The sequence below is a fragment of the Actinotignum stranguriae genome (assembly GCF_051265215.1).
Lineage (GTDB): Bacteria > Actinomycetota > Actinomycetes > Actinomycetales > Actinomycetaceae > Actinotignum > Actinotignum schaalii_C.
Genome location: NZ_JBOZCJ010000005.1, coordinates 21,185 through 33,430 on the forward strand (window position 1 = coordinate 21,185; position 12,246 = coordinate 33,430).

Genomic DNA, 12,246 nt, shown 5'->3' on the forward strand with positions numbered 1-12,246 from the left:
ACTAGCGGTACTCCTAGATCGCCTCACCCAGGCTGGTGCCGACGGCGCGTGCCGCGGCCACCCAGGGATGATCCACCGGGACCAGCTTGTCTTTCCCGGCCACGTCCTCCAGCGGCACCGGCACGGCCTGCCCGTTCTGGGAGGCAATCATCACGCCGGATTTCCCGTGCGCCACCACATCGGCAGCCGCACTCCCCAGCACGGTTCCCAACAGCCGATCCGCGGCGTCGGGAATACCCCCGCGCTGCACGTAGCCGAGGATGGTCACGCGTGCTTCCAGGCCGGTGGCCTCCTCCAGCTGCTGCGCCACCAGGAAAGTAGATTCCCGCTCGTTTTCCTCAATGGAACGCCGGTGGCTCTTCGCCGTCTCCTTCGCCTCCGGGGTCGGGGCGTGGCGCACCAGATCATTAGCGGCAGCCAGCTGCGCTGCCACCGGAATAGAATGCGCGCCCTCGGCCACGGCCACCACGGAGAAAGGCCGCCCATTTTCCGCCCGCCGCCGGATCGACGCCGCACACGACTCAATCGAATACGGAATCTCCGGGATAAGAATAATATCGGCACCCCCGGCAATACCGGCGCCCAGCGTCAGCCACCCGGCGCGATGCCCCATGAGCTCCACCACGATAATGCGGTGATGGGAATGGGCGGTGGAATGGAGCCGGTCGATAGCATCGGTGGCGATGGACAGCGCCGTCGAAAAACCGAAGCTGGTGTCCGTGTGCATGATGTCGTTATCGATGGTCTTAGGCAGGTGGATGACGGGCAGCCCCGCCTGCGCCAACCGGTTCGCGTTCTTCGCGGTTCCGCCTCCGCCGATGCACACCAGCGCATCGATGTGCTCATCTTCAAGGTTCTGGGCGATCTGCGGGATCATATCCACGTACCCGCCGTTACCGTCCGGGAACTTATGGACCTTATCGCGCGAAGTCCCAAGCATGGTGCCGCCCTGCGTCAAAATCCCGGCCAGGGAATCCGAATCCAGCGGCATATAGCGGTTATTGACGAGCCCGGTAATACCGTTGCGGTACCCCACGAGCTCCATGCCATATTTGCCCATCGCGGCTTTTCCGAAACCGCGGATGGCGGCATTGAGCCCGGGGGCATCCCCGCCGGCAGTGAGGATACCGACCCGCTTCACTGCTTTCCCCATCGGCTACTTCCACCCCATTGTCATGAGGAATCCGACGATCATAAAGCCGAATCCGAGGAACAGATTGCCGTTATTCCACCCCGGAATGGGGAAGCGGCCACCCGTCACGTAAGCGAGTACCACCACGATAAGCCCGATAATCATGAGCGTGCACATCACCGGCGCCCACCAGCTCGGCGAGCGGCGATCCTTCTGCGCGACCTTACGGGAGCGCTTCGCCGCTTCCTTTTCCCGGCTGGCCTGCGCCTCAATATCGCGTTTGGTGCCGGGGCGGCGCACGTCCTTCGCCGAGGGAGCAGCGCTCTTGCGCGACTTCCGAGCCGGGGCAGCGTTGCCGGCGGCTTCCGAAAGTTCGGGTTCGTCGTACTGTTGATCTGTCATGTTCTACCTTCCGCGGTTCCTTCCGCCCCTAAGCCTAACGAAGTAACGCGCCCGGTGGCGCGCCGCATCGCCCGATTCCTCTGGTATTTTTTCACAAAAGCCGGCGCGGGGCCATGTGCACGGCCGCCGGCGGGTAGCGCGCGGGCGCAGGGGCGGCGTCGTCGTAAAAAATGAGGGGAGTTATCTCACCGCATTTTTCGAGCCGGAACCACTATTCTGTTTCTAGTACGAATCCGGTGGCAGTGGAAGGTGAGACTATGCGCGAACAGCAGCCCGAACGGGGGCACCGCGCCGGAAGGCGTGCGGCGGAAGGGAACGCCGCTCGCGCGCCGCGGCACGAAGCTGTGGGGCGGTACCGCCCGGCTACCGCCGGTGCAGGTACGTCCGGTGCAGGTACGACGGCGCAGCTTCCCGCCCAGGCCGCCACCACCGCCCTCACCGCAACCCGGCCGGCCGCACCCGCTCAGCGCCGCGGTGGCATCCTCAACGCGATTATTGGTGTGATCGGAGAGCTGCTTATTACCGCGGGCATCGTGGTGGGCCTCTTCATCGTGTGGCAGGTGTACTGGACTGACCTGGGCGCGAACCGCGATCAGGCCCAGCAGATCGAGAACGTCAATAAGCAATGGGGTGATCCGCGGGGGGCCACTAAGGTAGGGACCCCGCGCACGGATGCCCCGCCGGCCGCGGATCACGTGAATCGCACGGGCGACCTGGAAGGCATTATTTACATCCCGCGTTTCGGCGCCGACTGGCGCTACACCGTCAAATACGGCGTGGACCTGGAAGCCGTGGTGGATACCGGGAGCTTCGGGCATTACCCGGATACCCAGTACGTGGGCGAGGTCGGCAATTACGCGATCACCGCGCACCGCCAAACCTACGGCGCGGCCATGCGCGATGTGCCCGAGCTCCAGCCCGGCGACCCTATCATCGTACAAACCAAGAACGCCTACTACGTTTACAAAGTGAGTGAGCACGAGGTTGTACCGCCCACGCAGGTCGGAGTGCTGGCGCCGGTGCCGAATAAGCCGGAGGAGGCACCCACCCAGCGTATCCTCACCATCACCACCTGCCATCCGCCCTTTGTGTCCAGCGATCGCTGGATCACCTACGCCACCCTCGATCATTGGGTCGACGCCGCCGAGGGAGCCCCGGCAGAGCTGGCGAAGTAGGCGGTCGGCCGGTCGCGGGGCTGGCTCCCGCGGGCCTGGTCCGCGTGACATCGGTCCACGAACACCTACAAACCGGACTGCTCCCGGTACTAACAGACATACATGAAGAAGAAACGGAGCACGTAATGTACGGATTTATTTGGCGGCATCTGCCCGGCCCGACGTGGCTGAAGGTCATCGAGGCCCTCATCATCATCGCCGCGATTGTTTTCGCGCTATTCGAGTGGGTCTTCCCCTGGGTGAATACCGTATTCCGCCCGCAGGACACCACCATCAGCCAGTAGCCCGCCCCTGGAAACAAAGTGGTACTGGAGCTACAGCCAACGGCCGGTTTTCTGTTCTGGAGTACCACTTTGTTCGGCAATAGTTACATCTACCTCGGGCGCCTCACCAGCCCCTGGGGAGGGGCCATGTTTTTCCTAGGTGTACTTCGCATGTGCGACATCCGCAGTACACCCCGGAAAAACACCCCGCCCCGCCGGCTTACGCACTCACGCCCCGCCGGCCGCGGGGCAGCGATGCTCCAGCGGGGCGCAAACCGTGCATTCTGAACCGTATAGGCCACAAAATGTACGTCCCTGACAATAAAACAGGGAAAAACTGTCACCCACGTACACTTTGTTGGCCTGCGCAATGCCTACTTCTTCCCCCAGGGGTATACAAGCATAGACCGCTCCGGGCCGGGAGCGCACAAAAGCAACACCAGTGCATGATTCAGAAAAGTTAATGTAGCTGTGGTTGCTTTTTCGTGGGCTAGGCCGTTCGGAACCGCGCCGTGCCTGAGCTGGCGTCGAGCTAGGCCGTGCTGCCCGGAACCGGTAGCTAGTTACTTACCCGTTCCCCTGGCCGGTGGGTGCGGGATTGGGATGGGCACCGCCGCCCGAACCGCCGGAGCCTCCCGATCCGCCCGATCCGGAGCCGCCGGAACCTGAGCCGGCGGGCGGGGTGCTCGGGGTGGGAGTAGGTGCCGGGGCGATGCCCACGGTAATACGCATCTCGGTATCGCGCTGCACCACGGTGCCCGGAGCGATGCTCGCATCCACGACCTTGCCGACCTTCGCCGGGTCGCTGACTTCCTGCTCGCTTTGGCCCACAACCGTGAGGCGCGCATCGCGCAGCGCCGCCCGCGCCTCATCCACGCTCATGCCGCGCACATCCGGAACTGCCACATTGCCGCTGGCCACCTGCAGTTTCACGGTGCTGCCCGGCTTCACGCTTTCACCCACATTAGGGCTGGTGGACACCACCCGGTCGCGGTCCTCGCTCGGGTCATTGACCTGCTCCATACCGCCCACGGTCAGCCCCGCCGCGCGCAGTGCCTGGGAGGCTTGATCCGTGCTCATCCCCACCACATCGGGAACCTGCACGGCGGACGGACCGGAGGAGAAGTGCAAGGTCACCCGGCTGCCCACATCCACGGTGCTCCGCATCGCCGGATTGGAGGACACAACCAACCCCTTGTCCACGGTATCGCTGGCTACATCCGTACCGCGCACGAACTCCAGGCCCAAGCTAGTCAGCTGCTGGCTGGCCTGCACCTCGGTCCACCCCACCATATCGGGGATCGCCACCTGCGCCACCGCGGTTTCGGTGGGCTGCGGTTCGGCGGAGCCGCCCCGCCCGGATAGGAAGAACCAGCCCAGAATCCCCAGGGCAATAACAAGCAAAACCACCCCGCCCCAGATGAAGGGCGCACCGGACTTCTTCTTTACCGGCGGTTGTGCCCCGGTGGCCGTTGGGTCATAGCCCGGATAGCTCCCGGTGGGGTAGCTGCCCGTGGGGTAAGCCCCGGGGTAGGCGCCCGTCGGGTACCCACCCGGGTAGGTGGGCGCGCCGCCCGGCTGCGCCGTCGTACTAGAAATCGCCCCCGCACCGGCGCCGCCCGCAGGACCACCGGCGCTCCCGGCAGTCGCGGTGGGATAAGCAGTAGTGGAAGCGGGGCGCGTGTTAGCGGCCGAATATGCTTGAGTGGCAGCCGTCGCGGCATTGGCCCCCGCGCCGCCGCCAAGGCCCGCCGCACCGGCAACACCCGCCGCGCCGATACCGGCACCGGCAATCGCACCCGCCCCGTAAGCATTCCAAGAAGAAACCGCCGGGGCGTCCACGCCTTCCCCGCGCGCCGCTGCCAGCAGGTCCGCGCGGAATTCTGCGGCGTCCTGGTAGCGGTCCTCGCGGCTCTTCGCCAGGGATTTCATGACCACGCGGTCAATAGCATCCGGAATATCGGAAGCGATCTGGGAAGCCGGCTTCGGGGTTTCGGAAACATGCTGGTAGGCCACCGCCACCGCGCTATCGCCCACGAAAGGCGGGCGCCCGGTGAGAAGCTCGTAGAGCACGCAGCCGGTGGAATACAGGTCGGAGCGCGCATCCACCACTTCCCCGCGCGCCTGTTCGGGGGAGAGATACTGTGCGGTGCCCACCACGGAATTGGTCTGCGTCATCGTGGCAGCGGAATCGGCAATGGCGCGGGCGATCCCGAAGTCCATGACCTTCACCTTGCCGCCGGTGGTGAGCATAATATTGCCCGGCTTGATATCGCGGTGAATGATGCCCTCATGATGGGAGTATTCCAGCGCGGAGAGCACCCCCACCACAATCTGCACGGCCTCCCCGATGGGTACCGGGTCCCCGCCGTGCAGCAGGGAAGCCACGGTGCGGCCCTTGACGTACTCCATGACGATATAGGGCAGCGCCAGCTCGGTACCGCCCGTAGAGGTCACGGTTTCCTCACCGGTGTCATACACGGACACGATGGAGGGGTGATTGAGCGCGGCCGCTGATTGCGCTTCACGCCGGAAACGGGCCAGGAAGGTGGCATCCTGCGCCAGGTCGGTGCGCAGGATCTTAATCGCTACCGTGCGTGAGAGGCGGGTGTCGTAGCCGAGATGTACCTCGGCCATACCGCCTCGACCGATGATCTCGCCCACCTGGTAGCGGTTGCCGAGTACGCGGGGGATATCATTCACGTCGCGTCACCTTTCTGCTGAGCATCTGCTTAGTTCACCTTAGCTTCAAGTACTGTGCGGGCAAGGGGGGCGGCAACGGAGCCACCGTCGCCATCCCACACGGCATTGCCCGAATTTTCGACCACAACGGCCACGGTATAGGCCGTGTCCCCGATGGTCGCATTCCCCACGAACCACGCGTGCGGGGGGATATCGTTCGTGATTTCCGCGGTCCCGGTTTTCCCGGAGGTTTCAATGCCGGGGAGGGTGAAAAGATACCCGGTGCCGTGCTTGACCTCATTGACCATCATCTGGTGCATATAGCTCGCGGTTTGCTGGCTCATCGCCCGCGACAGCACTTCCGGTTCGCTTTCGCTCACGGGTTCGAGATCCGCGGTGAGGGTGCGGCGCACCAGATTCGGTTTCATGACGACGCCGTCATTAGCTATCGCCGCCCCGACCATCGCCATCTGCATTGGGGTGACCCGAATATCGCGTTGGCCGATGGAATCCATGGCGAGCGCGGCGGCATCTTCCGGCGCGGGGAAGCGCGACGCGGATACCGGCAGCGGGGTGGCCAGCTCGCTATTGAATCCGAATTTTTCGGCCTGCGCGACCATTTTTTCCGGGCCCACCGCGATCCCGCCAATCGCGAACGGCGTATTGCACGATTGCGCGAAAGCTTCGGTGAGCGTGACTTTCCCGGAGCCGTCCCCGCAGGCGGCCTGCCCCGGATTCCACATATCGTGGGTGGTTCCCGGCGGCACGAAGGTGCGGGGGGCCTCCACCGGCGAATCGGGGGTGAGCCCGAGGTTCTCAATCATCGCGGTGGCGGTGAGCAGCTTGAAGGAGGAGCCGGGCGCGTACTGGTCCCCTCCGGTAGCCCGGTCGATCAGCGGCTTGGTGGGATCGGTTTCGAGGGCCTGATAGTTTTCGCGCGCGGCCGCGGTATCGTGCGTGGCCACCCCGTTCGGATCGAATCCGGGGGTGGAGACCTGCGCCAGAATATCTCCGGTGCGGGAATTAAGTACGACGACGGCGCCGCGCTGGTTACCCAGCGCGGCGGCTGCGGCCTCCTGGAGCTGGGGATCGATAGTGAGCTCAACGCCCCCGCCCTGGGGTTGGGAACCGGTGATGAGTTCTTCGATACGTTGACCGGCCAGGGAGGAATCCGAGCCGCCCAGGACCGGGTTCATGGCGCGTTCCAGGCCCGTCATCGAGTTATGGGCGATGGAGTAGTAGCCGGTGAGGTTCGAGTAGATCTCCGGGCGCTCGTAAACACGCAGGTAATTGTAGGCATCGTCGATGGGTTGGGAGGAGACGATGGAGTCCCCGGCCACGATAATGGGACCGCGCTGGGTGCCGTATTCGCGGTAGAGCGTACGCACATTCCACGCGTTGGCATTCAGGCTGGCGGCCTGGAAGAACTGGATCGCGGTGGTGGAGCCGGCCAAACCTAAAAACATGACCGCGAGGACCGCGACGAGCTGGCGGATAGGGCGATTCACGGGCGCACCACCTCCGTGCGGGCGCCGCCGGGCGTTGAGTTCCGGGAGTCCCCGCTGGGCGAGTTAGCTGTGCCAGCCGAACGCACGCCGCCGGCCGGCCTTCCCGCGCCGCGCGGGGCGCGGCGCGCGTCGTCGTCGCCCTCACTATCGCCCTCATCGGCGCTCCCACGCAGGACCGCGAGTTCGTCGGTGGTGGGCAGCGGGCGCGCTTCTTCGGGGCGGCGCGCGGTGTGTGACATGCGGATGAGCAGCGCGATAATAATCCAGTTGGTGAGCAGCGCCGAGCCGCCGTGCGCGAGGAAGGGCAGGGCCAGGCCGGTCAGCGGGATAATGCGCGTCACCCCGCCGATAACGATGAAGCATTGCAGCCCGAGTACGAAGGACAGCCCGGAAGCGAGGAGTTTACCGAAGCCGTCGCGTGATTCCAGGGCGACCCGCATGCCGCGGCTGATGAGAAGCAGGTAGATACACAGGATCGCGCCCACGCCCACCAGGCCGAGTTCCTCGGCGAAAGAGGCGTAAATGAAATCGGAATGTGCCGCGTACACCAGGTTCGGGTAGCCGCGCCCGAGCCCCGCGCCGAAGAGCCCGCCGGAGGCCATGCCGAAGAGACCCTGAACCACCTGGTAGGAGCCGCCGACGGCGTCGTACAGTTCCGGGTCGAAGGGGTCGAGCCAGATGGCGAAACGTGCCTGCACGTGGGAAACCGTTGTCGAAATAAACCACACGCCGCCCACGGTGAGGAGCGCGCCGATGGCCAGCCAGGAAACCTGCTCGGTGGCGACCCACAGCATCGCCACGAAGAGCCCAAAGAACAGCAGCGCGGTACCGAAATCGCGTTCAAAAACGAGCACGCTCATGCATAGCGCCCAGGCGATAAGAAGCGGGAGAATATGGCGGGCTTTAGGTAGGCGAATACCCAGGATTTTCGGGCCGGCGAGCGCCAGGTTATCGCGCTCGGTTACGAGGTAGGCCGCGAAAAACACCGCGAAACAGATTTTCGCGACCTCCGCCGGCTGGAAGGACATCCCGCCCACCCCGATCCACAGACGCGAGCCGTTGAGGGTGCGGCCCAGCGGGCTGAGCGGGAGCAGGAGCAGCACCACCCCGGCGATGAGCGAGGTCCACATGTAATTTTGCAGCACCCGGTAATTACGCATCGCAAGGATGGTGATGGCGAAGAACACCAGCGCCCCGGCGGTGAGGATGAGCTGGCTGCGGGCGTGGTCGGTATCTGCCGCGGCATCCACCCGGTAGATCATGGCCAGGCCCAGCCCGTTGAGGGCGATCGCGCAGGGGAAAAGCACCGGGTCCGCGTAGGGGCACAGTGCGCGAATAAGCAGGTGGCAGGCAAAAACCAGGGCGGCGCCGGCGCCCACCACCAGCGCGAAGCTGGGCGGCAACCCGGTAGTATCCGCGCCGGTATTATCCAGCCCGGTCCACACCAGGTAATAGGCACCCACCCCGATGGCTCCGGCCAGGAGCAGCAGGGTAATTTCCGGCCAGCGGCCGCGGCGCGTGCGCGGGGGAACCACCGTGCTCATCGGTTCTCTCCCGGGTTCGCGGGTGCGGCCGATTCCGGTGCGGGTGCGGCCGGCGCGTTGGGCGCGGGGCTTGAGTTCGCGGGTGGCGCGGGCGTTGCCGATGCACCGGGCGTAGCGGGCGCGGGCGCTGGCGTAGGTTCGTTGTTCTGTGCTTTTTGCTCACGCAGGGCGGCGACGACGGCGCGCGCTTCGCGCAGCGAAGCGCGCGTGATGGGCGTGGCCAGCCGATCTTGGGCCACCGGGGTGAGATCGCGGACCTGGAGATCAGTGGCTTCCGCCGCGTGGGAGAACTCCAGTGGGCCGAGGCGCTGCGGGATTCCCCGGTAAATCGTAACGGTGCCATTGTTATTGGCCACGTAGTAGCGGCTCTGGGTCCAGCGGTACGCGCCAAATAGGCCGGCCACCGCCAGGGCCAAAACAGTCAGAATAACAGCCAGGCGTGCTCCCCAGCGTGCGCGAGGACTACCCTCGGCACCCGAACTCTCGCGGCCGGCACCCGACCCGCGGCCCACGCAGGATGCGCCGTCCACGCCGCCGGTAGCCCCACTCGCTGGGCTATTTTTTGCAGCTTTATTCTTGCGGCCAATGCGCGAAGCTGTGCCAGCGCCGGAATTGGTGTCGGTTCCTGAACAATTTTCTCCAGCCGGTGCCGCTGACCCGTTCGTGCCCGCGGCACCATCAGCCGCAGCCGCCGCCGCAGCTCCCGTGCCCGCAGTGCCGCAGCCAGCCCCGGCGTTCGCATTCCGCGTCAGCGTCGCCGCCTTGGCCGCGGCGGAATTTCCCCCGCGGGTGGGCCTCCGGTAATCGCGCGCCGCCGAACCGACCACAATAGGCTGGGAGGGCAGCGGGCTGGTAAGTGCGGCGTCGTCAATAACATCCGCAAGAATAACGGTGACGTTATCAGGGGCCCCGGCCGCCAGCGCTAGATCAATAAGGTGTTCGCCCAGCTGGTGCAGGTCCGGAATGGCGGACATGGCGTGCTCGATGGTGTCGTGCGCGACCACGCCGAACAGGCCGTCCGAGCATAGCAGCCAGCGGTCCCCCACCCGGGCTTCCCGCACGGATTCGTCCAGTTCTACTTCGCCGGGGGTATCCCCGAGCGCTCGCATAATCACATTGCGCTGGGGGTGGTGTTCGGCTTCCTCCGGGGTGAGCCGGCCGTGATCCACCAGGTACTGGACGAGGGTGTGGTCATGCGTCACCTGGCCGAGCTTGCCATCCCGCAAAAGGTACGCCCGCGAATCGCCGATATGAACCATCGCGAGCTTATTCGAAGCACGCAGCATAGCAATGCAGGTAGTGCCCATGCCCGCCATTTTCGGGTTCTCCGCCACGAGCGCGAGCATGTCATCATGCGCGGCCTCCACCGCGCGGCGCAACAGCGGCAGCAAATCATCGGCGGCGTGCACATCATCCACCGCCACCAAATGACCCACCGTCACCGATGAGGCGATATCCCCGGCGGCCGCCCCGCCCATCCCATCTGCCACCACGAGCAAATGAGGCGAGGCGTAGCCACCGTCCTGGTTATTGGAACGAACCAGGCCGACATCGGAAAACGCCGCGTAGCGTAGCTGAATACTCAAACTTGTAGCTCCATCGTGGTTTCCCCCACCTGAATAACAACGCCGGGGTCCAGCGCGGTCGAGCCGTTAATGCGGATCCCCCCTACCAGGGTACCGTTTGTTGAGCCCAGATCCTCCACCCAGCGCCGGCCCTCCGCCGCGTAAATACGGGCGTGATGCCCGGAGGCGTACGTGTCATCCAGGACGAGCGTGTTATCCGGGGCGCGCCCGATATAGACCGGTTGCGAGCTGAGTGGTACCGCGGTTCCCAGCAGCGGACCCCCGGTCACCACCAGGTAGACGGGCCGTTCGACCGGCGCGGCAGGCGGTGTGGGGGAGTCGTTTTCCGCGGGGGCGGGCGCGTGGATGCTGCGGCGTCGTGCCGAAAGAAGAGAAGAACGACGGCGCACGTCCGTTCCCAGCACATCACGGCGCACCGTCAGCACGACGGCGAAAATGAACAGCCACAGCAGCGCTAGAAAACCGAAGCGCAATAAAGTTATTGCGAGATTCATGAGGCGGACGCCGTTCCGGTCCAAAACATAATGTGGGTGCGGCCAATGGTGATGGTATTGCCGTCCACCAGGGTGGCCGCGCTAATGCGGTGGCCTTCCACGAAGGTGCCGTTCGTGGAGTTGAGATCCGTGGCGATCACGCCATTCGGGGTGACCTGGAGTTCGAGGTGGTGGCGGGAGATGCCAGAATCGTCCACGCTGATATCGCAATCGGAGCCGCGGCCGATAATCGCGGTGGTGCCGGTGAGGAGGTAGCGATCCCGCCCCACCTGGATGAGCGGGTTTTCCTCCGTGCCGGCGCTGCGAGTGGCCGGGGCGATGGCGCCGCGCTGCGTGGTTGTCCGGGTGCGTGCTGTTCCTTCGCGCAACTGGGGATCCTCCTCGAATGTGATCTCAATCGGGCCGACGAATAAATAGTCCTGTTCGGTGGCGTATTCCACGGCGGAACGGGAGAGTTCCTCGCGGAGGGCTTCCTGGCCCCAGGAATCCACCCGAGCCAGATCCGCCGGGGCGAGCGCAACGGTGAACACATTCGGGGCAACGGTGCGGTCGCGGGAAAGCTCCGCGGCATCGCGCGTCATGGCCTTTTTGATGTCGGTGAGGATTTCCACCGGCTTCAGCTCGGACTGGAAAACGCGGAACGCCCCGGCGACGGCGTTCTCCACTCCCTTTTCAAACTTCCCGAGGGCGCCCATGGCCCTGCCCCTTCCCTATTCCTGTTCGCTTCTGCAGCTCGTGTAGCTTATAGCGCTTCTGTAGCTTCAGCTTCTATAGGCGACTGTAATCGCCCGCGCCGGTGCGCCGCTACCTTCCGCGCCGTGAGCGGAGCGGGTGGTGGGGCGACGACGCCCAGCTGGCAGCGCGGCGCTGTGGCGCAGGTGCGTCCTCGCCGCGGCGTACTTCCCGCTGCCGCAACTCTGCGCGGCCGCCGGGACCACGAGCCCGAGCCCCAGCGCTGCGACGCGTCTCACGTAAATTCGCGCTGCAAAAACTTGGACTAAACGGGGATGAGACGATAAGCTCATACGTGCACTTGCTCAAGTGGCGGAATAGGCAGACGCGCACGGTTCAGGTCCGTGTGCCCGTGAGGGCGTGGGGGTTCAACTCCCCCCTTGAGCACCACAATTGATATGGGCGCCGCTGGCATTTCTCATAGCGGTTTGGCGACATCGTCCTAAATGGCATAACCCCCCAATTTTCCATTGCGCCGCGATGGCGTTGTGCCATATAGTTGCTGTCGGATAGTTCCTTTTCATCGGAACCTCCTTTCGATCAGGGACCCCGGCGCTCTCACCGCCGGGGTCTTTCATTTCAACTCTGGATGGCAGTACCGCTGAGCTGCGATACTCAATACGTAGCTGGCCTCGGACTAAACCGGCACCCAGCTACCCGCCCGCGGAAGCGGTAGCGGTCAAGGCGAAATTTTTGCCTTCACAAATCAGAGCCACATTTCCGGGTGT

10 protein-coding genes and 1 tRNA gene are annotated in these 12,246 nt (G+C 64.7%); 3 read left to right on the forward strand and 8 right to left on the reverse strand.

Annotated elements, in window-relative coordinates:
• Positions 1-13: 13 nt before the first annotated feature.
• Positions 14-1,153 (reverse strand): 6-phosphofructokinase, encoded by a 1,140-nt coding sequence (locus ACRQEG_RS03095; protein ID WP_284894930.1) that lies wholly within the window; start codon positions 1,151-1,153, stop codon positions 14-16.
• Positions 1,154-1,156: 3 nt separating this feature from the next.
• Positions 1,157-1,534, reverse strand: a complete 378-nt coding sequence (locus ACRQEG_RS03100; RefSeq protein ID WP_016442085.1) for a cell division protein CrgA — start codon at positions 1,532-1,534, stop codon at positions 1,157-1,159.
• A 257-nt stretch (positions 1,535-1,791) separates the two neighbouring features.
• Between ACRQEG_RS03100 and ACRQEG_RS03105 the strand changes: the two genes are divergently transcribed.
• Positions 1,792-2,709, forward strand: coding sequence for a class E sortase (locus ACRQEG_RS03105; protein WP_284894931.1), 918 nt, complete (start codon positions 1,792-1,794; stop codon positions 2,707-2,709).
• A 125-nt stretch (positions 2,710-2,834) separates the two neighbouring features.
• The gene (locus ACRQEG_RS03110; protein WP_016442087.1) at positions 2,835-2,993 is read left to right on the forward strand and encodes a hypothetical protein; all 159 of its coding nucleotides are present in this window, start codon (positions 2,835-2,837) and stop codon (positions 2,991-2,993) included.
• 546 nt (positions 2,994-3,539) lie between these two features.
• Here ACRQEG_RS03110 and pknB read toward each other — a convergent pair.
• The 6 genes from pknB to ACRQEG_RS03140 are packed head-to-tail and all read right to left on the reverse strand — an operon-like array spanning position 3,540 to position 11,481.
• Positions 3,540-5,675 carry a Stk1 family PASTA domain-containing Ser/Thr kinase gene (gene pknB, locus ACRQEG_RS03115; RefSeq protein WP_016442088.1) on the reverse strand — a complete coding sequence of 712 codons (2,136 nt, stop codon included), beginning with the start codon at positions 5,673-5,675 and terminating at the stop codon, positions 3,540-3,542.
• Positions 5,676-5,704: 29 nt separating this feature from the next.
• Positions 5,705-7,162: a penicillin-binding transpeptidase domain-containing protein gene (locus ACRQEG_RS03120; RefSeq protein WP_016442089.1), complete on the reverse strand. Its 1,458-nt coding sequence runs from the start codon at positions 7,160-7,162 to the stop codon at positions 5,705-5,707.
• The gene (locus ACRQEG_RS03125; RefSeq protein ID WP_016442090.1) at positions 7,159-8,706 is read right to left on the reverse strand and encodes an FtsW/RodA/SpoVE family cell cycle protein; all 1,548 of its coding nucleotides are present in this window, start codon (positions 8,704-8,706) and stop codon (positions 7,159-7,161) included. Before ACRQEG_RS03125 ends, ACRQEG_RS03120 begins: the two co-directional genes overlap by 4 nt.
• Entirely contained in the window at positions 8,703-10,292 is a 1,590-nt protein-coding gene (locus tag ACRQEG_RS03130) for a PP2C family protein-serine/threonine phosphatase (protein ID WP_016442091.1), read from the reverse strand. The genes ACRQEG_RS03125 and ACRQEG_RS03130 overlap by 4 nt, the downstream gene beginning before the upstream one ends.
• Entirely contained in the window at positions 10,289-10,786 is a 498-nt protein-coding gene (locus ACRQEG_RS03135; RefSeq protein WP_016442092.1) for an FHA domain-containing protein FhaB/FipA, read from the reverse strand. Before ACRQEG_RS03135 ends, ACRQEG_RS03130 begins: the two co-directional genes overlap by 4 nt.
• Complete coding sequence (locus tag ACRQEG_RS03140) at positions 10,783-11,481, reverse strand: FHA domain-containing protein (protein ID WP_016442093.1); 699 nt, start codon at positions 11,479-11,481, stop codon at positions 10,783-10,785. The genes ACRQEG_RS03135 and ACRQEG_RS03140 overlap by 4 nt, the downstream gene beginning before the upstream one ends.
• A 340-nt stretch (positions 11,482-11,821) precedes the next feature.
• Here ACRQEG_RS03140 and ACRQEG_RS03145 point away from each other — a divergent pair.
• A tRNA-Leu gene (locus ACRQEG_RS03145) sits at positions 11,822-11,908 on the forward strand.
• The last annotated feature ends 338 nt before the right edge of the window (positions 11,909-12,246 follow it).